This window comes from Flavobacterium ammonificans, from assembly GCF_020886115.1.
Lineage (GTDB): Bacteria > Bacteroidota > Bacteroidia > Flavobacteriales > Flavobacteriaceae > Flavobacterium > Flavobacterium ammonificans.
The window spans coordinates 925047-950717 of the sequence record NZ_AP025185.1 but is presented as its reverse complement, the minus strand read 5'-3'; the positions used below and the strand labels follow the sequence as shown (position 1 = coordinate 950717).

The 25671-nt window shown below is 34.9% G+C and carries 22 protein-coding genes; all 22 read left to right on the top strand.

The features are described from left to right. Nucleotides 1-140 precede the first annotated feature (140 nt). A complete protein-coding gene (locus LPC20_RS03985) occupies nt 141-737 on the top strand; it encodes a TetR/AcrR family transcriptional regulator (protein ID WP_229326700.1) in 597 nt (198 codons plus the stop codon). 7 nt (nt 738-744) lie between these two features. After that, nucleotides 745-2091 carry a TolC family protein gene (locus tag LPC20_RS03980; protein WP_229326698.1) on the top strand — a complete coding sequence of 449 codons (1347 nt, stop codon included), beginning with the start codon at nt 745-747 and terminating at the stop codon, nt 2089-2091. A 32-nt stretch (nt 2092-2123) separates the two neighbouring features. Further along, the gene (locus tag LPC20_RS03975) at nt 2124-3266 is read left to right on the top strand and encodes an efflux RND transporter periplasmic adaptor subunit (RefSeq protein WP_229326696.1); all 1143 of its coding nucleotides are present in this window, start codon (nt 2124-2126) and stop codon (nt 3264-3266) included. A gap of 137 nt (nt 3267-3403) precedes the next feature. Beyond that, nucleotides 3404-6868: an efflux RND transporter permease subunit gene (locus tag LPC20_RS03970; RefSeq protein WP_229326694.1), complete on the top strand. Its 3465-nt coding sequence runs from the start codon at nt 3404-3406 to the stop codon at nt 6866-6868. A gap of 122 nt (nt 6869-6990) precedes the next feature. After that, nucleotides 6991-8745, top strand: coding sequence for an aspartate--tRNA ligase (gene aspS / locus LPC20_RS03965; protein WP_229326692.1), 1755 nt, complete (start codon nt 6991-6993; stop codon nt 8743-8745). Between the two features lie 125 nt (nt 8746-8870). Further along, nucleotides 8871-9065 (top strand): cold-shock protein, encoded by a 195-nt coding sequence (locus LPC20_RS03960; protein WP_220763283.1) that lies wholly within the window; start codon nt 8871-8873, stop codon nt 9063-9065. Nucleotides 9066-9307: 242 nt separating this feature from the next. Further along, entirely contained in the window at nt 9308-9673 is a 366-nt protein-coding gene (locus tag LPC20_RS03955; RefSeq protein ID WP_229326690.1) for an NADH-quinone oxidoreductase subunit A, read from the top strand. 39 nt (nt 9674-9712) lie between these two features. Beyond that, nucleotides 9713-10261, top strand: coding sequence for an NADH-quinone oxidoreductase subunit B (locus tag LPC20_RS03950; protein WP_229326688.1), 549 nt, complete (start codon nt 9713-9715; stop codon nt 10259-10261). Between the two features lie 4 nt (nt 10262-10265). Further along, complete coding sequence (locus LPC20_RS03945; RefSeq protein WP_229326686.1) at nt 10266-10787, top strand: NADH-quinone oxidoreductase subunit C; 522 nt, start codon at nt 10266-10268, stop codon at nt 10785-10787. Nucleotides 10788-10819: 32 nt separating this feature from the next. Next, nucleotides 10820-12055 carry an NADH-quinone oxidoreductase subunit D gene (locus LPC20_RS03940; RefSeq protein WP_229326684.1) on the top strand — a complete coding sequence of 412 codons (1236 nt, stop codon included), beginning with the start codon at nt 10820-10822 and terminating at the stop codon, nt 12053-12055. 3 nt (nt 12056-12058) lie between these two features. Further along, nucleotides 12059-12589, top strand: a complete 531-nt coding sequence (locus LPC20_RS03935; RefSeq protein ID WP_229326682.1) for a complex I 24 kDa subunit family protein — start codon at nt 12059-12061, stop codon at nt 12587-12589. Between the two features lies 1 nt (nt 12590). Further along, nucleotides 12591-13958 (top strand): NADH-quinone oxidoreductase subunit NuoF, encoded by a 1368-nt coding sequence (nuoF, locus tag LPC20_RS03930; protein ID WP_229326680.1) that lies wholly within the window; start codon nt 12591-12593, stop codon nt 13956-13958. 65 nt (nt 13959-14023) lie between these two features. Beyond that, entirely contained in the window at nt 14024-15049 is a 1026-nt protein-coding gene (locus LPC20_RS03925) for an NADH-quinone oxidoreductase subunit G (protein ID WP_229326678.1), read from the top strand. 3 nt (nt 15050-15052) lie between these two features. Then, nucleotides 15053-16105, top strand: a complete 1053-nt coding sequence (gene nuoH, locus LPC20_RS03920) for an NADH-quinone oxidoreductase subunit NuoH (protein ID WP_229326676.1) — start codon at nt 15053-15055, stop codon at nt 16103-16105. Nucleotides 16106-16162: 57 nt separating this feature from the next. Further along, nucleotides 16163-16708, top strand: coding sequence for a NuoI/complex I 23 kDa subunit family protein (locus LPC20_RS03915; protein ID WP_229326674.1), 546 nt, complete (start codon nt 16163-16165; stop codon nt 16706-16708). Beyond that, nucleotides 16708-17220 (top strand): NADH-quinone oxidoreductase subunit J family protein, encoded by a 513-nt coding sequence (locus tag LPC20_RS03910; RefSeq protein ID WP_229326672.1) that lies wholly within the window; start codon nt 16708-16710, stop codon nt 17218-17220. The genes LPC20_RS03915 and LPC20_RS03910 overlap by 1 nt, the downstream gene beginning before the upstream one ends. 1 nt (nt 17221) lies before the next feature. After that, nucleotides 17222-17542 (top strand): NADH-quinone oxidoreductase subunit NuoK, encoded by a 321-nt coding sequence (gene nuoK / locus LPC20_RS03905; protein WP_229326671.1) that lies wholly within the window; start codon nt 17222-17224, stop codon nt 17540-17542. A gap of 6 nt (nt 17543-17548) precedes the next feature. Next, nucleotides 17549-19432, top strand: a complete 1884-nt coding sequence (gene nuoL, locus LPC20_RS03900; protein WP_229326670.1) for an NADH-quinone oxidoreductase subunit L — start codon at nt 17549-17551, stop codon at nt 19430-19432. Between the two features lie 9 nt (nt 19433-19441). Beyond that, entirely contained in the window at nt 19442-20884 is a 1443-nt protein-coding gene (locus LPC20_RS03895) for a complex I subunit 4 family protein (protein WP_229326669.1), read from the top strand. Between the two features lie 13 nt (nt 20885-20897). After that, the gene (locus tag LPC20_RS03890) at nt 20898-22265 is read left to right on the top strand and encodes an NADH-quinone oxidoreductase subunit N (protein ID WP_229326668.1); all 1368 of its coding nucleotides are present in this window, start codon (nt 20898-20900) and stop codon (nt 22263-22265) included. Nucleotides 22266-22670: 405 nt separating this feature from the next. Beyond that, nucleotides 22671-24041: a Kelch repeat-containing protein gene (locus LPC20_RS03885; RefSeq protein ID WP_229326667.1), complete on the top strand. Its 1371-nt coding sequence runs from the start codon at nt 22671-22673 to the stop codon at nt 24039-24041. Between the two features lie 169 nt (nt 24042-24210). Then, nucleotides 24211-25569 (top strand): Kelch repeat-containing protein, encoded by a 1359-nt coding sequence (locus tag LPC20_RS03880; protein ID WP_229326666.1) that lies wholly within the window; start codon nt 24211-24213, stop codon nt 25567-25569. The last annotated feature ends 102 nt before the right edge of the window (nt 25570-25671 follow it).

Here is a 25671-nt window from a genome sequence, read left to right as displayed (position 1 = left end):
AATTACAATCGGAATAATTACTGCCAAAAAAGGCCGAGATTTTATAAATACAATTTCTCAATCACACTATCAGAAAAAACAATGGAAACTTTTTTGGTATTCAAAGTTTCCGTCTTATATTTGCACCTCCTAAAATAAACATGAAAGAAAAAATTATTGCAAAAGCGACCCAACTATTTTTGAAACTCGGTTTCAAAAGCGTTACTATGGACGATATTGCCAATGAAATGTGTATTTCAAAAAAAACAATCTATAAATATTTTTGCAATAAAGAAATACTAGTTGCTGAGTCTACCTACATTATGACTAATACCATTTATTCTACTATAAATGAAATAGTAGCTAAAAATCATAATGCCATACAAGAAAATTTTGAAATCGTTAAGATGATTAAAGAAATGTTTGTTTCTATAGAAACATCTCCATCCTATCAACTTAAAAAACATTATCCTGAAATACATGAAAAGTTGACTGAAAAATTGCAATTAGAATGCAATTCTTTATTCAAACAGAATATTGAGAAAGGAATAAACGAAGGGCTATATCGAAACAATATCAATGTAGAATCTTATGTTTATTTTTATTATGCACTTATTTTCACCATTAATGAAAATATTAGCTCCGAAAAAGAAGCTAAAAAATTGGAACTAGAAGCCTTAGAATACCATATCAGAGCTATGGCAACAACAAAAGGAATTTCAGAATTAAACAACTATTTAAATTCAAATCAATCTTAATCATACAATGAAGAAAATTCAATTAATTGTCCTTTTAACTATTAGCTTTGTGTTTCATGCGCAAACTAATCTCACAAAAGAATCCTATTCTTTTAGCTTAAACGAAGCTATAGAGCACGCACTAAAAAACAATTACGCTGCAATCAACGCTGCGCGTGATATTGATGCTGCAAAAAAGAAAAAATGGGAAACCACTACTATTGGTTTGCCTCAAATTAATGCGTCGCTTGGATACCAAAACAATATTGAATTGCAAAAATCTTTGATTCCGGCGGAATTTTTTGGAGGACAACCAGGAGAGTTTGCAGAAGTAGCTTTTGGAACCCGACACAATATGATTGGAAACGCAACAGTTAGCCAATTAATTTTTAATGGTTCCTATATTGTAGGGCTTCAGTCGGCTAAAGTGTATTTGCAAATCTCAGAAAATGCCAAAATCAAAACCAACCAAGAGATTCGCGAAATGGTAGTCAATGCCTATGGAAATGTTTTATTAGCTAACGAAAGTATTGCTATTTTAGAAAAAAATAAAACCAATTTGGAGAAAACATTAAATGAGACTACTCAAATTTTCAAAAATGGTTTGATCGAAGAAGAAAATGTAGAACAACTTCAGATTACATTAACTACAATCAAAAGTGCGCAGGAAAACATCAAAAGACAAAAGGTAATTGCTACCAATATGTTGAAATTAATTCTTGGAATTACTATAGAAAAAGAATTGATTCTAACTGAAAATCTAAATAATCTTGCCTTAAACAATATCAATTTTGAATTAAGCACTACTCCATTTCAAGTTGAAAATTCGATTGATTTCAAAATTCAGGAGAATCTTGTTCAAAGTAAAAAACTATTGCTTTTGTTAGAAAAAAGTAACGCACTCCCTTCTCTAGCTGCTGCTTATAATTTTGGATACAATGCCTTTGGAAACCAATTTCAATTTTTCACTAACAATCAGAGATGGCTTAATTTTTCTAATGTAGGATTAAGTTTAAACGTCCCTATCTTTAGTAGTTTAGGTAGAAGCGCTCGAACACAACAAGCCAAAATTGCCTTAGAACAAGCCAAAACACAAATGACACAAGTAGAGCAAAGTTTAAAACTGCAATTTGAGAAAGCAAAAAGCGATTACGAATACAGTTTAGAACAATTGAACACCACAAAAAGCAGCTTGACTCTTGCTGAACGAATTGAAAATAAACAACAAATCAAATTAAAAGAAGGTCTGTCTTCTAGCTTTGATTTGAGCGAAGCACAGCGCCAATTATATGCTACACAACAAAATTATTTACAAGCTATGCTTGACGTAATCAACAAAAAAGCAAGTCTCGAAAAAATTATAACCAAGAACTAAATCTTAACAATATGAAATATAATAGAACACCAATGACAAAATTAATATTCCCTCTACTGGTAGCCACATCGCTTATAGTCTCTTGTGGTGATAAACAAAATGATCAAACTGTTGACCAACTGATTGCTGCAAAAAACAATAAAGAATTGCAAGCAAGAAAAGCGGATATTCAGGCAGATCTTGCCAAAATAGATGCTGCTCTAGCAACATTGAATGTTAGAAAAGAAGAAGCTTTAGTTTCAGTATTAACTTTAAAAGATACTGTGTTCAATCACTATTTGGACATTCAAGGTAGTGTGAACACCAAAGAGAATATCTTAATTCAACCTGAAATGCCTGGAACTTTAATAGCACTCAATGTAAAAGCAGGACAACGTGTTAGCAAAGGACAACTTTTAGCACGTGTGGACGATGGTGGATCTAGCCAACAAGTAGCTAGTTTAGAAACCCAATACCAATTAGCTAAAACTACTTTTGAAAGACAAAAAAATCTTTGGAATCAAAAAATTGGTTCTGAAATTCAGTATTTACAAGCTCAAACACAAATGTTGAGTTTACAACGTTCTGTGGCTCAAGCTAAAGCTATGTTGTCTAAAACGGAAATTCGCGCGCCTTTCTCAGGAACAATTGACGAAGTTTTCGTTGAAAGAGGACAAGTAGTTGCGGCAGGACCTCAAGGTTTAATGCGAATTGTAAACTTGAATAATATGTACGTATCGACTACTATTCCAGAAAGTTATATTGGCAAGCTAAAAGTAGGTACTCAAGTGGATGTTTTCTTAACTTCATTAAATAAAAATTACAAAGGAAAAGTACGTCAAATAGGAAATTTCATCAACCCAAACAACAGAAGTTTCGGAATTGAAGTGAGTATCCCAAACCCAGAAAATCTTTTGCGCCCTAACCAAGTAGCGAAACTAAAAGTAATTGATTACACAGTTAAAAATGCAATTGTAGTGCCATCAAATGTTATTCAAGAAGATGGAAAAGGAAATCAATTTGTTTTCGTAGCATCTAATAGTAATGGTAAAACCGCAACTGCTAAAAAAGCAATGGTAACTACAGGAAAGTCATCTGATAATGTAACTGAAATACTAAGCGGTTTATCTGCTAACGATATCATTGTAATCGAGGGAGTAAATACTATTTCTGAAGGAATGAAATTGAACTTTTAAAGCCCCCTAACCCCCAACGGGGGAATTAGCAACTTTGTAAACAAAGTAGAAAGGCATAAAATTATTTTATTGATTATTAACATAAATTCCTATTGACCCCTAATAGGAGTTCCCCCTTTGGGGGTTAGGGGGCTACTATGTCACATCAAAATAAAGAATTCGGCATTTCAAGTTGGGCAGTTGACAATCGCGTCACGGTCTATATCTTGACTTTTATAATTGTCATTGCAGGTTTGACTGCATACATTAATATGCCTCGAGAAGATTTTCCTGAAATCATCGAAAACAAAATTTACATCTCATCTGTTTTCCCAGGAAACTCGGCTGAGGATGTAGAGAAATTGGTGATTAAACCGCTTGAAAAACAAATCAAAAACATCAGTGGAGTTGATAAAGTCACTTCCAGTTCATTTCAAGATTACGGAATGATTATCGCTGAGTTTTCAGATGATGTTTCGGTAGAACAAGCCAAACAAAAAATTAAAGACAAAGTAGATAATGCCAAAGCAGATACCGATTGGCCAAATATGGACAATGGTAGCAAGGTGGAGCCTAATGTGTTTGAATTAAACATCTCTGAGGAAGTGCCAATTTTGAACATCAACTTGCAGGGTAATTACACCACGCAACAGTTAAAAAAATATGGTGAATTATTACAAGATGATATCGAAGAAATTTCAGAGATCAAAAAAGTAGACATTTTAGGTGTTGATGATAAAGAAGTTGAAATCGCTGTAGACATCTTTAAAATGACTGCTGCTCAAGTTACTTTTGACGACATTCAAAACGCAGTGAAATATGAAAATATGACACTTTCGGGTGGAAATTTAACTTCGCAAGGATCACGTAATAACATTCGAATTGTAGGAGAATTTAAAAACCCAAAAGAGTTAGAAAACATTATTGTAAAATCCTTCGGCGGAACTGTTTATCTTAAAAACATTGCTACGGTGAGTTTCAAAGAAAAAGAAAAAACCACCTATGCTCGTGAAAAAGGAACGGAAGTAGTGATGCTGAACGTTAAAAAACGTTCCAATCAGAATATGATTTCCGCAATTGATCAGGTAAAAGAAAAAGTAGCTTTGGCGCAAGAAACTTATTTGCCTAAAAACTTAAAAGTAGAATTAACTAGCGACCAATCGTCTCGAGTAGAACACCAAGTAGATGAATTGTCCAACCATATTATTTTTGGAATCATTCTCGTAATGATTGTGTTGATGTTTACTATGGGATTGCGTAACTCTTTATTTGTTGGTGCTGCCATTCCATTATCTATGATGATTGCTTTTGCCATCTTATCTATGTTTGGTTTAACCCTAAACACTATGGTGCTTTTTGGCTTAGTAATGGGATTAGGAATGTTGGTGGATGACGGTATTGTGGTTGTAGATAATGTTTATGCCAATATGCAAAAAGGAATGACTCGAATTCAAGCTTCTAAAGTAGGAATTGGAGAAATTGCTTGGCCGGTAATTTCGTCAACAGCAACCACTTTGATGGCCTTTTTACCTTTTGCCCTTTGGCCAGGGACAATGGGTAAATTCATGAAATATTTCCCAATAACATTGACAGTAACTTTAACAGGATCTTTATTTGTAGCAATGGTAATCAACGCTGCTATGACGGGAGGTTCTATGGCGTTAGAAGATAAAAACATCAAGAAAAAAAGCTTGCATTTTTACACCATACTATTCATTGCTTTAGGAATTCTATTTGCCGTTCCTGGAAATATATATGACAGCAAACTATTAAGAGGTCTAGGACATTTATTGCTAATTTCGGTAGGATTGATGTGGTTGTATTATTGGAAAATTTTCCAATGGACCCAAGATTTTCAGTACAGCTTTTTCCCAAAAATGGAAGAAAAATACAAAATCTTCTTAGCAAAAATTTTATCTGGAAAAGTCGCTTGGAAAGCCTTCGGCGGAATTATTGTCTTATTAATTTTTTCATTTGTGCTTTTAGGAATTTTCCCAAGAAAAGTATTGTTCTTTCCTGATAATATTCCAAATCAAGTGATTACTTACATTGAATATCCTCAAGGAACTTCAATCGAAAAGACGAATAAAGCTACTTTATTTGTGGAGAAACAAATCATCCAGATATTAGAGAAATATGTTGAACCTGGTACGGACCAAAACTTTATGGCGGAATCAATTATTTCGCAAGTAGGGGTTGGTGCTGGAAATCCAAATGTAGATGCTGGTTCAGCCTCTGAAACGCCATTCAAAGGAAAAGTGACGGTGAGTTTCTCCGAATTTAAATTCAGAAAAGGCATCAACACTTCGGTGATTTTAGAAGAAATTAGAGCTAAAGTAACTGGAATTGCTGGCGCTACTGTAACCGTTGAAAAAGATGCTAACGGGCCGCCTGCAGGGTATCCAATTAGCATTCAATTAACCGGTGCTGATTATGAGCAAATGTTGAAAGAAGCAGATAGAATGATTGCTTTTATCGATTCTAAAAACATTCCTGGTATCGAAAAATTAAGTATCGACATCAACAAAGAAAGCCCAGAACTAGAAGTAAAAGTAGATCGTGCCAATGCAGGAAGTATGGGTATTTCTACTGGACAATTAGGTTTCAACCTAAGACGTTCGGTGTATGGACAAGAGATTTCGACTTATAAAGAAGGAGATGATGATTACAATATCGTGATGCGTATGCAAGACGATCAACGTAAAAACGAAAACATCCTTTTCAACCAATCGATGACGTTCAGAAACCCAAATAATGGACAAATTATGCAAGTCCCTATTTCTGCTGTTTCTAATACTGAAAAAACCAATACTTATAATCAGATAAAAAGAAAGAATTACAAACGAATCATGACCATTTATTCGAATGTACTTACAGGATATAATGGAGATGAAATAACGAAACAAATTAAAGAAGAACTTAACAGTTATAATCTTCCAAAAAGTGTGAGTTATTCATTCTCAGGAGTTCAAGAAGAACAAGGTAAAAACCAAAGTTTCTTGATGTACGCGTTATTTTTAGCCTTAGCGGGTATTACTATTATCATTGTGTTGCAATTTAATTCAGTTTCAAAAACGATGATTATTATGTTTACTGTGTTATTAAGCTTTAGTGGTGTATTTTATGGTTATGTAATTGCGAATATGGATTTTGTAATCCTAATGACTATGATGGGAATTATCTCATTGGCTGGAGTTGTAGTGAAAAACGGAATCGTATTAATGGATTTCTTCGTTTTATTATTGGACAAAAAAGTTGCCGATAAACAATTAGAAAGCCACGATGATTTAAGTTTAGAAGAAATTAAAGAAGTGATTATCGAATCAGGTAAATCAAGATTACGTCCAGTATTGTTAACTGCTTTAACCGCCATCTTAGGATTAATTCCTTTGGCTATCGGATTGAACTTTGACTTCTTTACTTTGGTAACCGATTTCAACCCTCATTTCTTTATGGGTGGAGATAACGTAATGTTCTGGGGACCTTTGGCTTGGACCATTATCTTTGGATTGACTTACGCAACTGTTTTAACTTTAATAATGGTGCCTGTAATGTTCTATTTAGTGAAACGAACTAAATACTGGTTACGTGACCGTAGAAATCAAGATACAATAGGAGAATAAAGAAATATAATAGCGAAAATGAAAAACCTGCAAAGTACTATTTGCAGGTTTTTTTATTCCCACAATTTTATTCTGCATATATTCATAATTAGTCCTAAATTTGCACACAAATATTTTTAATCATGTACAGAAGTCATAACTGCGGCGAATTGAACGCCTCACATATCAATACAGAAGTTACACTAGCCGGTTGGGTTCAAAAATCACGCGATAAAGGATTTATGAATTGGGTCGATTTACGAGACCGTTATGGAATTACGCAATTGATTTTTGACGAAAGTCGCACCGAAAAATCGGTTTTTGAATTGGCCAAAACTCTTGGACGTGAATTTGTAATTCAAGTAAAAGGGACTGTAATTGAGCGTGAGTCTAAAAATGCTGCAATGACTACAGGAGAAATTGAGATTTTGGTTTCAGAAATGACCATCTTGAATGCTGCCTTAACCCCACCTTTCACGATTGAAGACGAAACAGATGGTGGTGAAGACATCCGAATGAAATACCGTTATTTGGATATTCGAAGAAATCCAGTAAAAAACAGTTTGCTTTTCCGTCATAAAGTAACCATGGAAGTACGCAAATACCTTTCTGATTTGGATTTTTGCGAAGTGGAAACGCCTTATTTAATCAAATCAACTCCTGAGGGAGCTCGAGATTTTGTGGTGCCTTCGCGAATGAACGAAGGACAATTTTATGCCTTACCACAATCGCCACAAACCTTCAAACAATTATTAATGGTGGGTGGAATGGATAAGTATTTCCAAATTGTGAAATGTTTCCGTGACGAAGATTTACGTGCCGACAGACAACCTGAGTTTACTCAAATTGACTGCGAAATGGCCTTTGTAGAACAGGAAGATATTTTGAATGTTTTTGAAGGACTTACTCGTCATTTATTAAAAGAAATTAAAGGCGTTGAAGTAGCAAAATTCCCAAGAATTACCTACGACTACGCTATGAAAACCTACGGAAATGATAAGCCGGACATCCGTTTCGGAATGGAATTTGGCGAATTAAATGCCGTCGCACAACATAAAGATTTTCCAGTTTTTAATACCGCTGAATTAGTAGTAGGAATTGCCGTTCCAGGCGCTGGAAATTACACCCGAAAAGAGATTGATGCTTTGATTGATTGGGTAAAACGTCCACAAGTTGGCGCTTCGGGAATGGTGTATGTAAAATGTAACGAAGACGGAACTTACAAATCATCAGTAGATAAATTTTACGATCAAGACGATTTGACTCAATGGGCAAAAGCGACACAAGCAAAAGTAGGCGATATGATTTTTGTTTTGTCAGGACCTGCTAATAAAACTAGGGCACAACTTTCGGCATTACGTATGGAACTAGCTACACGTTTAGGTTTGAGAAAACCAGACGAATTTGCTCCATTATGGGTAGTCGATTTTCCATTATTAGAATTAGATGAGGAAAGTGGTCGTTACCATGCCATGCACCATCCGTTTACATCGCCAAAACCAGAAGACATTAATTTACTTGCAACTGATCCAGGAAAAGTTCGTGCCAATGCCTACGATATGGTGTTGAACGGAAACGAAATTGGCGGAGGTTCTATTCGTATTCACGATAAGGCGACACAAGAATTGATGTTCAAATATTTAGGATTCACTCCCGAAGAAGCAAAAGCACAATTTGGTTTCTTAATGGATGCCTTCCAATTTGGCGCACCCCCTCATGGTGGATTGGCCTTTGGATTGGATCGATTAGTTGCTATTTTAGGTGGGCAAGAAACCATTCGTGATTTTATTGCCTTCCCAAAAAACAATTCGGGTCGCGATGTGATGATTGATGCACCTTCAACGATTGATGAAGCACAATTGAAAGAATTGCATATTCAATTGGATTTGAAAGCGTAATTCGGCAATTATTTTATACCGAATGCGTTGAAAATCAATATTTTTGCAAAATAAAAATCGAAAACGCATTTCGTATTGTATTTAATACTACATTTGTTCTATTATAAATTATTATTACTATTACAATGCGTACAGGTACAGTTAAATTTTTTAATGAATCAAAAGGTTATGGATTCATTACGGACGAAGAAACAGGAAAAGACATCTTCGTTCATGCATCAGGAATCACAGCGGAAGAATTACGCGAAGGTGACAGAGTGAGCTACGAAGAAGAAGAAGGAAGAAAAGGAAAAGTAGCTGCACAAGTAGCAGTTATCTAAGCTAGAAAATATTTTTTTAGCCTGAGAATGGTCAAAACGCCTCGATTAACATCGAGGCGTTTTTTTGTTTATAGTTTTTTTTAACTTATTAAACACGTTTTAAATTATCTCTTTATTTATAATTAATAAAAATAAGGTGTAATTTAGTTTTATATTAACATTAAATTCAGTTTTACACTTGTGTTTTAAATACTTGAAAGTTATCTTTGTGCCTGATTTTCATTAAAAACATCAAATTTATTATGCAATCAGAACAATTGAATTATATTCCAATTTTCATGCAGCTACTTTTAGCTGTTGGTTTTGTAGCAGGAACCATTTTTGCTTCTGGAAAATTAGGTCCAAAAAGAAATTCACAATCCAAAGATAAAAACTTCGAGTGCGGTATCGAATCCGTGGGTAACGCACGTATCCCTTTCTCAGTTAAATATTTTGTGGTTGCTATCCTATTCGTTTTATTCGACGTAGAGGTTATTTTCTTATATCCTTGGGCTATTAACTTTAGAGAATTAGGAATCGAAGGAATGATCAAGATGGTCATCTTCATGCTTTTGTTGTTGGTTGGATTTTTCTATATCATCAAGAAAAAAGCATTAGACTGGGAATAATTAATTCAAAATTATAAATTCAAAAATTACGAATTCGAAATGAGTGATTCAAAAACAACAATGGTAGCGCCACCGGAAGGAGTTGTAGGAGAAGGTTTCTTCGCTACAAAGCTAAATGATGTAGTAGGTTTGGCTCGTGCCAATTCACTTTGGCCTTTGCCTTTTGCAACTTCATGTTGCGGAATTGAATTTATGGCCACAATGGCTTCGCATTACGATTTAGCGCGTTTTGGTTCTGAGCGTGTGAGTTTCTCTCCTCGTCAAGCCGATATGTTAATGGTAATGGGAACTATTTCTAAAAAAATGGCTCCAATCTTGCGTCAGGTATACGAACAAATGTCAGAACCTCGTTGGGTAATTGCTGTAGGAGCTTGCGCTTCTTCAGGAGGTGTTTTTGACACCTACTCTGTTTTGCAAGGAATTGACAAAGTAATTCCTGTTGACGTATACGTTCCAGGTTGTCCTCCAAGACCAGAACAAATCGTAGACGGTGTAATGAAATTACAAGAAATCGTTAAAAACGAATCGGTTAGAAGAAGAAGTTCTCCTGAGTACCAAGAATTATTAGCTTCTTATAATATCAAATAACAAGATGGCTTTAGAAACAAACGAAATACAAGAAAAATTAGTAGCCACTTTTGGTTCCGATGTTTTTCAATTCAATCAAGAGAAAGATATTTTTTCATTTGAAGTAGCTGCTGACAAAATCACAGCCGTTATCCTTTTCTTAAAAAACGATCCTGTTTTACGTTTTCACTTCTTGACTGATTTATGTGGAGTTCATTATCCAGATAATGAAGAAACAAGACAGTTTGCAGTGGTATACCATATGCACAATTGGTACGAAAACAAGAGAATTAAAATTAAAGCGTTCATCAGCGGAAACAATCCTGAAATTAAAACGATATCAACTATTTTCTTAAGTTCAAACTGGATGGAAAGAGAAGCTTACGATTTCTACGGTATCAATTTCATTGGTCACCCACAGTTGAAACGTATTTTGAATATGGATGAAATGGTTTCATTTCCAATGCGAAAAGAATTCCCGATGGAAGACAGCGGAAGAACAGACAAAGACGATCGTTTCTTCGGAAGAACAACAGCAAATTGCTAAAACAACAACATATAATTTTTCACATTCATTAAATGTCAGAACTATTATTACCACCAGAGCATCGCTATGCTAAAATAATCAAAGAGCGCCAAAATGAAGACGGAAGTGAACTTTCTATTCTGAATTTGGGGCCAACTCACCCGGCAACACACGGTATTTTTCAAAATATCTTGTTAATGGATGGTGAGAAAATTTTAGAAGCTGAACCTACTATTGGATACATCCACAGAGCTTTTGAAAAAATTGCGGAAAACCGTCCTTTTTACCAAATTACACCACTTACTGATAGAATGAACTATTGCTCCTCTCCTATTAACAATATGGGATGGTGGATGACATTAGAAAAACTATTGGATATTGAAGTGCCAAAGAGAGCGCAATACTTACGTGTTATCGTAATGGAATTAGCTCGTATTACAGATCACTTGATTTGTAATTCCATCTTAGGTGTAGATACTGGAGCGTATACAGGATTTTTATATGTATTCCAATTCAGAGAAAAAGTGTACGAAATCTACGAAGAAATTTGTGGTGCGCGTTTGACAACAAATATGGGAAGAATTGGTGGTTTCGAAAGAGATTGGTCACCAGAAGCTTTCCGTAAATTAGAAGTGTTTTTAGAAGAGTTTCCAGTAGCTTGGAAAGAGTTTGAAAACCTATTCGAAAGAAATAGAATTTTTATTGATAGAACCGTAAATGTAGGTGCTATTTCAGCTGAACAAGCGATGGCTTATGGATTTACTGGACCTAACTTGCGTGCTGCAGGTGTTGATTATGACGTTCGTGTAGCACAACCGTATAGTTCTTACGAAGATTTTGACTTTATTGTTCCGGTTGGAAAATCAGGAGACACCTACGATCGTTTTTGCGTTCGTAATGCCGAAGTATGGGAAAGTTTAAGCATTATTCGTCAAGCTTTGGCGAAATTGCCTGAAGGACCATACCACGCTGATGTTCCAGAATACTACTTGCCTCCAAAAGAGGATGTATACCATAATATGGAATCGTTAATTTACCACTTCAAAATTGTAATGGGTGAAGTTCCAGTTCCAGTAGCTGAAATTTACCATCCTGTGGAAGGTGGAAATGGAGAAATTGGATTCTATTTAGTAACTGATGGAAGTCGTACTCCTTATAGATTGCATTTCCGCAGACCTTGTTTTATCTATTACCAAGCTTATCCAGAAATGATAAAAGGTGCCATGCTTTCGGATGCCATTGTAATTTTATCAAGTTTAAATGTTATTGCCGGAGAATTAGACGCATAAATTATGGAACGTACAATACACAAACAAGAAATAAATATGACCGAAACGTTGATGAATCGCATCAACGAATTGATTGGTCATTATCCTGAAGAGAACAGAAAATCAGCCTTGATTCCTGTTTTGCACGAAGTACAAGATGCACACCAAAACTGGTTGAGTATTGAATTAATGGATAAAGTAGCCGAAATACTTCACATTAAACCTGTTGAAGTATACGAAGTAGCTACTTTTTACACCATGTTCAATTTAAAGCCTATTGGAAAATACATGTTTGAGTTTTGTCAAACGTCTCCTTGTTGTTTGAATGGAGTTGAAAATCTAATGGATTACACCTGTAATAAATTAGGCGTAAAAGTGGGCGAAATCACTTCTGACGGTCTTTTTGAAGTTCGCGGTGTAGAATGCTTAGGTGCTTGTGGGTATGCCCCAATGATGCAATTAGGCGATTTCTATAAAGAGCATTTGAACGAACAAAAGATCGATCAAATAATTGAAGAGGCTAAAGCGGGTAAAATAATCTTACACGATAAATAAGATGTCACAAAAAATATTATTAGACAAAATCAATATTCCAGGGATTAAAACCTACGAAGTATACCGTCAAAATGGTGGTTATGCCTCTGTAGAGAAGGCCCTAAAAACATTAACCCCTGACGAAGTAGTTGAAGAAGTTAAAACTTCAGGACTACGTGGTCGTGGTGGTGCCGGTTTCCCTGCCGGAATGAAATGGAGTTTCATTGATAAAAAATCAGGTAAACCAAGACATTTAGTATGTAATGCTGACGAATCAGAACCGGGAACTTTCAAAGACCGTTTCTTGATGGAGTACATTCCGCACTTATTAATTGAAGGAATGATTACTTCAAGCTATGCCTTGGGTGCCAACCGCTCGTACATCTACATTCGTGGGGAGTACATGTGGGTGTATAAAATTTTAGAAAGAGCCATCGCCGAAGCAAAAGCTGCCGGTTGGTTAGGAAAAAATATATTAGGCACAGGTTACGACTTAGAGCTTTATGTTCATTGTGGTGCAGGTGCTTACATCTGTGGTGAAGAGACCGCATTAATTGAATCATTAGAAGGAAAACGTGGTAATCCACGTATTAAGCCGCCTTTCCCTGCGGTATCAGGACTTTGGGCAAACCCAACGGTTGTAAACAATGTGGAAACTATTGCTGCTGTGCCTTGGATTGTCAACAATTCAGGAGCTGATTATGCCGCTATTGGAGTAGGTCGTTCTACCGGGACTAAATTAATTTCAGCTTCAGGAAATATTAAAAATCCAGGGGTTTACGAAATTGAATTGGGATTAAGCGTCTATGAATTCATGAATTCTGATGAATATTTAGGAGGAATGAGCTCTGACCGACCTTTGAAAGCCTTTGTTCCAGGAGGAAGTTCAGTGCCAATTTTACCAGCTAATCTGATTTACAAAACTGCTAATGGTGAAGACCGATTGATGACTTACGAAAGTTTATCTGACGGAGGTTTTGCCACCGGATCAATGTTGGGTTCAGGAGGATTTATTGTGTATGATGACACTGCTTGTGTTGTTCGAAACACTTGGAATTTCTCTCGTTTTTACCACCACGAAAGTTGTGGTCAATGTACCCCTTGCAGAGAAGGAACAGGTTGGTTAGAAAAAGTATTACACCGAATTGAAAACGGTCACGGTCGTGAAGAAGATATTGAATTGCTTTTGAGTATTCAAAGTAAGATTGAAGGAAATACAATTTGTCCTTTAGGTGATGCTGCTTCTTGGCCGGTTGCCGCAGCAATTCGTCACTTTAGAGAAGAATTTGAATACCACATTCGTTTCCCAGAAAAAATAAAAAATAGAGACCATTTTGTCAATGAACCATTTGAAAAAGTGAGACATTTAGTAGCAAAACAAACAGTATAAAAGTTGAAGGCCAATAGTTAAAGGACATTCCAAAAACTAAAAACCAACAACCAACAACTAATAATATGAAAGTAACAATAGACGGTCAGTCAATAGAAGTAGAACCAGGAACAACGATCCTGCAAGCAGCTCGTATGATTGGTGGAGATGTAGTTCCGCCAGCGATGTGCTATTATTCTAAACTAAAAGGAAGCGGTGGAAAATGCCGTTGCTGTTTAGTCGAAGTTTCGAAAGGAAGTGAAGCCGACCCAAGACCTATGCCGAAATTAATGGCGTCTTGTGTAACGGGATGTATGGACGGCATGGAAGTGAACTCAAAATCTTCGGAGCGAGTTACTGAGGCTAGAAAATCAGTTACTGAATTCTTATTGATCAATCACCCTTTGGATTGCCCAGTATGTGACCAAGCCGGTGAATGTGATTTACAAAACTTAAGTTTTGAACACGGAAAATCACAAACCCGTTATATTGAAGACAAAAGAACATTTGAGCCAGAAGATATTGGACCAAATATTCAATTGCACATGAACCGTTGTATTTTATGTCAGCGTTGTGTTCAGGTGGCTGATCAATTGACTGACGATAGAGTTCATGGAGTAATGGATCGTGGTGATCACGCTAATATTTCTACTTGTATCTCAAAAGCAATTGACAATGAATTCTCTGGAAATATGATTGACGTATGTCCAGTAGGTGCATTGACTGACAAAACATTCCGATTCAAATCGAGAGTTTGGTTCAGCAAACCGTACAACGCGCACAGAGATTGTGATAAATGTTGCGGAAAAACAACTGTTTGGATGTTTGGAGACGAAATTCAAAGAGTTACAGGAAGAAAAGACGAATACCATGAAGTGGAAGAATTCATTTGCAACGGATGTCGTTTTGACCATAAAGATGTAAAAGATTGGACTATCGAAGGGCCTAGAGCATTTGAAAAAGATTCGGTTATCAATCAAAACAAATACAACCACAAATTAGAAAAAGTGGTTATCAATACCGAAGAGAAAATCCTTTTAGGTAGAGAAGAAGACCGTAAAAAAATCAGTATGGCTGAATTCCCATTGGATACTAACAACCAAAAATCGTAAGCAATGGATAGTACCTTTATTATAGAGAAAAGTGTTGTTATTGTAGTGGTTTTTGCTGTAACAATGATTATGGCCATGTATTCCACTTGGGCAGAACGTAAAGTAGCAGCATTTTTACAAGACCGTGTAGGTCCTAACCGTGCCGGTTTTGGAGGTTTACTTCAACCACTTGCAGATGGTTTAAAATTATTCTCAAAAGAAGAATTTGAACCGAATACCCCAAACCGTTTTTTATTCTTCGTTGGACCAGCTATTGCAATGAGTACGGCTTTAATGACCAGTGCCGTTATTCCTTGGGGAGATAAATTACACTTATTTGGACGTGATATTTTATTACAAGCTACCGACTTAAATATTGGTCTGTTGTACTTCTTCGGAGTAGTTTCTGTTGGAGTGTACGGAATCATGATTGGTGGTTGGGCATCGAATAATAAGTTCTCTTTGATGGGAGCGGTTCGTGCTGCTTCGCAAATGGTATCGTATGAAATAGCTATGGGATTGTCTATGATTGCTTTATTAATGATGACAGGAACATTAAGCTTACGTGAAATTTCGGCGCAACAAGAAGGAATGAACTGGAATGTATTTTACCAACCCGTTTCTTTCTTGATTTTCTTGATTTGTGCTTTTGCTGAAACCAACCGTACTCCTTTTGACTTAGCAGAATGTGAGAGTGAATTAATTGGTGGATACCATACTGAATATTCATCGATGAAAATGGGATTCTATTTGTTTGCTGAATATGCTAATATGTTCATCTCTTCTACGATTTTAGCCATTTTATTCTTCGGAGGATACAATTATCCAGGAATGAGTTGGGTAGTAGAAAACGTGGGTGTAAATATTGGAAACATCATTGGAATTGGTGTATTATTCATCAAGATATGTGGGTTTATCTTTTTCTACATGTGGGTTCGATGGACGATTCCAAGATTCAGATACGATCAATTGATGCATTTGGGATGGAGAATATTAATCCCACTATCCATTATTAATATCATGATTACAGGGATTGTAATTTTAAGAGCGGATATCGCAGCTTATTTAGGATTCTAAACTATATCAATTTTAGAGGTGAAATTAAAATCACCTTAAAAAATAAAAAAATAAAAAATGTCAATAGAAACAATATCCTTATCGGGAAGAAAAAAAGTAGTCTCCAACAAAGAGATGACTTTTTTGGAAAAAATGTATCTGATCGCAATTATTAAAGGATTGTGGATTACTATTCAACACTTTTTTACTAAAAAAGCAACTATCCATTATCCGGAACAAGTGCGTGAAATGAGTCCGGTGTACCGTGGTCGTCACATGCTAAAACGTGATGAACAAGGACGAGAAAACTGTACGGCATGTGGTTTATGCGCCTTGTCTTGTCCAGCAGAAGCTATCACAATGAAAGCAGCAGAACGCAGACCAGACGAAAAACATTTATACAGAGAAGAAAAATATGCAGAGATCTACGAAATCAACATGCTGCGTTGTATTTTCTGTGGATTGTGCGAAGAAGCTTGTCCAAAAGATGCTATTTATTTGACTATGTCTAAAGAATTAGTACCTTCTAATTATGATAGAGAAGATTTTATTTTTGGAAAAGACAAATTGGTCATGCCTCTAGAAATGGCAATTCAAAATGCTCAACTTAAAAACGCTAACTAATGTCAGTATTATTAATTATTTTTTGCGTTTTAGCCGCAATCACTTTAGCAACGGCATTTTTAACCGTTTTTAGTCGAAATCCAATTCACAGTGCTATATACTTAGTAATCTGTTTCTTCTCAGTAGCAGGTCATTATTTAGTATTGAACGCGCAATTTTTAGCCATTGTACACATCATTGTATATTCAGGCGCAATCATGATTTTGTTCTTATTTACCATTATGTTGATGAACTTAAACAAAGAAAACGAAGTGCACAAACCGAGAATTACTCGTTTAGGCGCTATTGTTTCTTTCTGTTTGGTTTGTTTGATTTTGATTGCAATTTTCATCAACTCAAAACCAATTGCTGGAGATTATATTGCTACTGGCGAAGATTACCAATCAATAAATGTATTAGGTAAAATCTTGTTGAACGAATATATGGTTCCTTTTGAGTTTGCCTCCATTTTGCTTTTGGTAGCTATGATTGGTACAGTTCTATTGTCTAAGAAAGAAAAACTAGAGAAATAAAATGAATAATATTTTAAATCAAATTGGTATAGAAAACTATATCTTCCTGAGTGTTATCCTTTTTTGTATTGGAATATTCGGAGTATTGTACAGACGAAATGCCATTATCGTTTTTATGTCCATTGAGATAATGTTGAATGCTGTAAACTTATTGTTTGTTGCTTTTTCAACCTACCATCAAGATGCTCAAGGACAGGTTTTCGTGTTTTTCTCTATGGCTGTTGCTGCTGCCGAAGTAGCGGTGGGACTAGCGATTTTAGTATCGATATTTAAAAATTCTGGTTCGATTAGTATCGATGCCCTAAAAAACTTAAAAGGATAAATGGAAATGAATACCAATATAGCTTTACTTTTAGTTCTTGCTCCTTTCGCGGGATTTTTAATCAATGTTTTCTTTGGGAAAAGTTTAGGGAAAACCGTTTCAGGAATTATCGGGACACTTTCGGTAGCGATTTCTTTTGCTACTTCAATTTATTTCTTTGATGCGCTAGCAGCCAACCCTAATGGATTTCAAATAAGTCTTTTTGATTGGATTCAAATTAGCAATTTCAAAGTTGAATTTGGCTTCTTGTTAGACCAATTGTCAATTTTATGGTTGCTATTTGTCACTGGAATTGGTTCACTAATTCATTTGTATTCGATTAGCTACATGCACGACGACGAGAACATGCACAAATTCTTTGCTTACCTCAACTTATTCGTATTCTTTATGATTACTTTGGTAGTAGGTAGCAACTTATTAGTGATGTTTATAGGATGGGAAGGAGTTGGTTTGTGCTCGTATTTATTAATTGGATTTTGGTACAAAAACCAAGACTACAATGATGCGGCTAAAAAAGCCTTCATCATGAATAGAATTGGAGATTTAGGATTGTTAATCGGAATCTTCATTTTAGGGCATTTGTTCTCTACATTGGATTATGCAACATTAAAAACTGCAATTGCAGGTGCAACTAACCTTGATTTATATTGGTTATCTGCAGCTGCCTTGTGTTTGTTTATTGGTGCAACAGGAAAATCAGCTCAAATTCCATTATACACTTGGTTACCCGATGCAATGGCTGGACCAACACCAGTTTCGGCTTTGATTCACGCTGCTACGATGGTAACAGCGGGTATCTTTATGATTACGCGTTTGAATTTTATATTTGATTTAACACCAGACGTACAAAGCATTATTGCTGTCATTGGAGCCATTACGGCCTTAGTAGCAGCTACAATTGGTTTGGTACAAAACGATATTAAAAAGGTATTGGCCTACTCTACTGTTTCGCAATTAGGCTTAATGTTTTTAGCATTAGGATTAGGCTCTTATGAAGTAGCTGTTTTCCACGTAATCACTCATGCCTTCTTTAAAGCTTGTTTGTTTTTGGGTTCAGGTTCTGTAATCCACGCTTTACATGGTGAACAAGACATGCGTAACATGGGTGGTTTGAAAAAAGTAATGCCAATTACGTTCATCACGATGTTAGTTTCTTCATTAGCTATTTCAGGAGTGCCGGTATTTTCAGGATTCTTCTCTAAAGACGAAATTTTGTTAACGGCTTTTCATCATAACATTCCGCTATGGGTTGTCGCTTCGGTGGCGTCTATTATGACCGCTTTTTATATGTTCCGTCTGATGTTCTTAACTTTCTTTAACGAGTTTAGAGGAACAGAAGAACAAAAACACCACTTACACGAAAGTCCTGCTTTGATTACGTTCCCATTAATTGTTTTGGCTATTTTAGCAACAGTTGGTGGAGTAATTAGCTTGCCTGGAAATTCTTGGTTGAATCACTACTTGATTCCAATTTTACCAAAATTAGCAACTGCACAACACCATTTAGGAACTACTGAATATATACTAATGGCTATTGCTGTTGTAGGTGGATTAGTAGGAATTGGATTGGCTTATGCCAAATACAACAAACAAAATACGGTTCCTGGAGAGGATGCTTCTATCACAGGATTTGCTAAAGTATTGTATAACAAATACTACTTAGACGAGATTTACGATTTCTTGTTTGTTAAATCGATTAATGCAATGTCTAAATTCTTTAGAGACCAAGTAGAAACTAGCTTGTCTTCATTCGTATTTGGATTTGGAAAAGTAACCAATGAAATTAGTGTTCAAGGGGAAAAAGTACAAAACGGAAGTGTTGGTCTATACCTGTTTGCTTTTGTTTTAGGTTTATGTGCCATTATTTCCTTTTTATTTTTAGCTCAATAATACATTACTATGAACGTATCTCTAATATTAATTATTCTTTTAATTGGTGCTTTAGCAACCTATATGGTTGGTGACAAATTTGCATCTAAAATCGCCTTGCTTTTTGGATTAGTTTCCTTAGGCGCTTCTATCCTTTTATTAAATCACTACAATCTAGGTGAAAATATCGGTTTCTTTACACAATGGATTGCAAAACCGAATATTTCTTTTGCTTTACAAGCAGATGGATTAGCTTTATCTATGCTTTTGTTAACCACAGCTTTAACGCCGATAATTATCTTTTCATCATTTGGAACCGAAGTGAAAAATGCCAAAACATTTTATGCCTTGATTCTATTTATGGCATTTGCTATGGCGGGAACATTCTTAGCCGCTGACGGATTGTTGTACTATATCTTCTGGGAATTGGCTTTGTTACCAATTTATTTTATTGCCTTAGTTTGGGGGAATGGAGATGCCGAAGAACGTAAAAAAGCAGTAGTGAAATTCTTCATCTACACTTTAGCAGGTTCGTTGTTCATGCTAATAGGATTTGTGTATTTGTATCAAAAAGCGGGAAGTTTATTAATTGAAGATTTATACCAATTAAATTTAAACGGAACAGAACAAATTTGGCTTTTTGCAGCTTTCTTCTTGGTGTATGCCATTAAAATTCCAATCATTCCTTTCCATACTTGGCAGGCTAGTGTGTACCAAAAAGCACCAACAGTTGGAACGATGCTTTTGTCTGGTATTATGTTGAAAATGGGATTGTATAGCGTAATTCGTTGGCAGTTGCCTATTGTCCCTTTTGCTGCCAAAGCTCACGTTACTATTATGTTAGTTTTAGGAATAGCAGGTGTGGTTTACGGTTCCATTGTAGCATTAAAACAAAAGGATCTAAAAAAATTATTGGCCTATTCTTCTTTGGCTCACGTTGGTTTAATTGCTGCGGGAGCTTATACTTTGACCACTGACGGAATGAGTGGTGCCGTATTACAAATGATTGCTCACGGTTTCGTGGTAGTAGGTTTATTTTTTGCAGCTGAAATCATTTTTAGACGTTATGACACCAGAGCTATTACAGATATGGGGGGAATTCGTTCACAAGCACCAAAATTCACTTCTTTGTTTTTAATCCTTGTGCTGGCTTCAGTAGCTTTGCCAGGAACATTTAACTTTGTGGGAGAGTTTACCGTTTTATATAGTTTGTCTCAAGTTAATATGGGGTTTGCCATTGTAGGTGGAACAACAATTATTTTGGGAGCTTATTATATGCTTAAAATGTTCCAATCGGTTATGTTAGGCGAAACCAATGCTAAACCCTTTGCAGATGTTACGGCAAATGAAGGAATTGTTTTGGTAGTAATTATTTCAGTATTGTTCTTCTTTGGATTGTATCCAAAACCAATCGTAGAGTTAATTGCACCAAGCATTGAAGAAATTGTAAATCAAATTAATAGAATCAAATAAGTCCACTACAAAAATGAATACATTAATAGCAATAATAGGATTAGGCGTTTTATGCCTTATATTTGAAATTCTAAATCAAAGAAAAGCAATTGTACCGGTTACCATCATTGGTTTGTTAGCGGTATTGGGATTGAATATCTCAGAATTTGGTTCAACAGAATCTTACTATGGAAATATGATTGTGGTGAGTAAATTCTCTACTACATTTTCTTCTCTGTTCATTGTACTGACAATTTTCTTAGTGGCATTAGGACATAATTTTTATGAAAATCATCAAAACAAAATCTCGGATTACATTGCTATCAAGGTATTTTTATTATCGGGAGCTGTAGCCATGGTTTCTTTTGGCAACTTGGCGATGTTTTTCTTAGGTATCGAAGTATTGTCTATTTCTTTATATGTTTTGGCAGCCAGCGACCGATTAAATTTAAAAAGTAACGAAGCCGGAATGAAGTATTTCTTGATGGGATCTTTCGCTTCAGGGATCTTATTGTTCGGGATTTGCTTGGTATATGGAGCCATGGGAAGTTTTGACGTAACTGAAATAAGTGAATTATCACAATCAGCTGAATTGCCAATATGGTTTCCAATTGGAATTGCATTGTTGACCGTAGGTATGTTTTTCAAAATTGCTGCCGTACCATTCCATTTCTGGGCGCCAGATGTTTACGAAGGTTCTCCAGCATTAACAACAGCCTTGTTGAGTACCTTAGCTAAAGTAGTTGCTATGGCTACCCTATACAAATTATTGTCTGTTATGAACGCTGATATCTCTGAAGCCTATAAAATGGTTATCGTAGCCGTTTCTATGGCTTCTATGACGGTAGGAAATATTATGGCATTGAAACAAACCAATGTAAAGCGTATGTTGGCTTTCTCAGGAATCTCACATGCTGGTTTTATGTTGATGACCTTATTGAGTTTATCGACTTCGGCAAGTAGTTTATTGTATTATACCACTGCATATGCGCTTTCAGGAATTGCTGCTTTTAGTGTGATTTTATACGTTTGCAAAAACCAACACAACGAAGACATTACTAACTTCCACGGATTAGGAAAAACACATCCCTTTTTAGCAGCTATTTTAACGGCTTCTTTGCTTTCTATGGCAGGTATTCCAATTTTCGCGGGATTCTTTGCTAAATTGGTTTTGTTCTCTCAAACCATCGAAAATGGATTTATTGCCTTAGTAATTGTGGCTGTAATCAACTCGATTATTAGTGTGGGTTATTATTTCAAATTGATCTTGGCCATGTACACCAAAGAATCTAACGAAGAACGCACAGGAAAACCATTCTTAATCTATGCTGTGGCTTTTACCGCTATTGCTTTGAATATCATTATTGGAATGTTCCCATCATTAGTATTAAACTTATTGTGATAAATCCATTTACATTATATAGTATAACCCGTCAAGAGTGATTTTGGCGGGTTTTTTTATTATTGTTTTATGCCACGAAGGCACCAAGGCACGAAGTGATTGCTAGAAGGAACGACGAAGCAATCCAGCCAATGATTCACAGACAAATTAAAAAATTTGAACCATATAAGGCATTTATGATTTTAAAAGTAAGATGCTTCACTTTATTAAAGTACAAATAAGTTTGACCACTAATTTGCAGACTAATTTAAAAAATGAAGTTAGTCTCTAAAGTTGATGTTTCAATTGATTAACAGCCAAATAGCTATAATGAAAATACTAGAAACCATACTTTCTTTTGATTTATTATAATTAATAAAGTAATTATTGCTACATTTCCTACATTAATTTTTTATCCCCAAAAAAATGAGAACGAAACAAATCCAATTTTTACTTATTGCTTTACTATTTTCACTCAATAATTATGGGCAAACTTGGAATTACAATGATCGTATTTCTTTGTTTATTGAAGCCAAAACACAAAAAACTATTATATTCATTAACGATTCCCTTTTTTATAAAAATGGGAAACGATTTCAATTAAAATCAACCTCTTTTCCAGGTAAATTAAACGAATATCTTGCATTAAATATTGGTAAGAAAACTTTTTTAGCACACTCAGGTTGCGGACCCGTATTGGAATTTAGAAATGATTCTTTAGTTAGAATAGACAATTCCTATTTACACAATAGCCAGTTTGGCACCACTCCATTTGTTTACAACAACCAGATTCATTATTTTGGCGGTTATGGTCTTTTTACCTACAAAAACATCATTACACGATATGATTTTAAGAACGGAGAGTGGAACCAAGAGCAAACTTATGGAGAAGAATTTCCTGAAGCAAGATGTTGTGAAGTAGTTAGTTATAGGAAAAATGATCATTTGTATATTTTTGGTGGGGTTGCAAACGACCCTAAAAACATTAGAGAGGTTAATGACGTCAAACCAATTGTTTGGGACTTAGATTTAACAACAATGACCTGGAAAAAAATGGGTACGTATAATTCCGCACTTATTACTTCCCAATATGATGGTGTGCAAATAAAAAACAAATTATATCTATTTCATCAAATTCTTCTAGAAGTAGATTTGGAAAACAACACAGTTAAAAAATACGATTATTCTAACCATATCGTTCCAAAAGCTATGTTGGCAAAAAATGATTCTATATACGGTGTTTTTGAAAACAACAACAGAAAACTTTATTTTTCAAAAAAGGCAATCGAAGATATTAAAGGCAAATATTTAGGTAGTGAGCCGTTTATTTTGCCTTATGGTGGAATACCAATTGAAAAATATGGTGTTTTGGGAGTGCTTGTGTTATGTGTTAGTGCTGTCTTGATTTTCTTTTTTATAAGAAAAAGTAAAAAAAATACGAGTGCTAAAATTATATTCAATAGAAAAACAAACGAATTTGAATTCAAACAAAAAACCATAACTTCCTTCGAAGAGAATGAAAAAAAGGTGCTTCACTTTTTATTAGAACACCCTAACGAATATGTTTCGTTAAACACATTAAATGAACTATTTGAAAATTCAAAACAAACCGAAACTGTTACCGCAATAATCAAAAGAAGAGAATTAACGGTAAATAGTTTAATTGCAAAAGTTGCAATGATTACTGATATTCCTGAATCGGATTTACTATTAGAACGTAAAAACGCTGAAGACAAACGCTTAAAAGACGTGTTGTTGTTGCCTGATTTACTTGAAGAAATAAAGTTAAATTATTAAAATTTCTTATCAATATAAATTTAAATGCTGTAGAACAACCTGCTTGAAATGCGGGATTTTAATATTACTTTATTAGTGGAAATTGCATTTTCTAGTAATTTATTTTACATAGCTACCAATTAAATTAGATATTTGACTTTATTTCATACTCATAAGTTTCCCTCACAACATGGTCAAAAAAAATATACTACTGCTGCTATTTTCTCTATTGATTGCTACCACAAGTCAGGGGCAAAAATTGAAACGCTATGATGATTTGCTATTGTTCAAAGAAGCAAAATCAAAACAACCCATTATTATCATCAACGATTCTCTTGTTTACAAAGGAAAGCAGCTTATTCCTTTCAAGCATACCGAATATCCTGATAAAATTAGTGAGTATATTCCTTTTGGAATTGGAACAAAAACATACTTAGTACATAAAGGTTGTGGCCCTGTATTAGAATTTAGAAATGACTCTATAGTACGAATTGACCATTCTTTTTTACAAAAAAACCAATATAAAAGTGCACCATTTTCATATGGCAACGAAATGTATCTTTTTGGCGGTTATGGGCTATTTACTTATAAAAATATAATTACCAAGTATGATTTAAATAGTGGAGAGTGGAATCAAATACAAACAATTGGTAAATCAAAACCAGAAGGAAGAACACATGCATTTACCTATCGAAATGGCAATAATCTATTTGTGTTTGGTGGATATACAGGTGATGATGAGGACGTATTAATAAGCAAACCCGTTGAGGCGAAACTCTGGAAACTCCATTTACCTACTATGTCTTGGACAAATGTTGGGCAATATAATCCTACCATCTTAAGCGACTTTACAAAAAATATCCAAATTAAAAATAAACTGTATTTAATTGATGCTTATATTATTGAAATAGATTTTACTAATAAGATCGCAAAGAAATATCAATTTAAAAATTACGAGTTGATCAAACAACATTACGTAGTTGGAGATACAATTCACGGTATATTTTCAACAACTGAAAATAAATACTATTTCAAAAAAACGACCATCACTGATTTAAAAGGAAAATACATTGAAACAGTTCCTTTTTTTGTTGAGGATAATACAACTTTTAATAATTATCTTATAATTGGATTCATTGGAATACTATTTTTGGGTTTAGTTGTAATAGGCTATAAAAAAAGAATCATTTCATTCCAAAAACCTTTCAAAGGAATTGTTTATGACAGCAATAAAGACCAGTTTTTATACAATAGAAAACCGATACAACACTTTGAAGAAAACGAGAAAAAGCTGTTGTATTTCTTAATGGATTCTATAGATGAATTTGTCTCTTTGAACCAAATCAACGAACTCTTTGAAAACCCAGCGCAACCTCAAACTACCTCAGCCGTTATTAAACGAAGAGAACAAGCCATTAATGGCTTGCTCAATAAAGTTTCTAAATTGACCGGTATACCAGAGAACCAACTACAGTTGGAACAAAAAAACTTGGAAGACAAACGACTTAAAGACCTACTTTTACTCCCAAAACTGCTTAAAAAAGTATAATATATAGTAGAAATACATCAAAAAACGCCTTCAATTAGGCGTTTTTATTTTTATATATAATATTAATAATCAAATCATTGACTTAATAAAAATAGTGGAAAA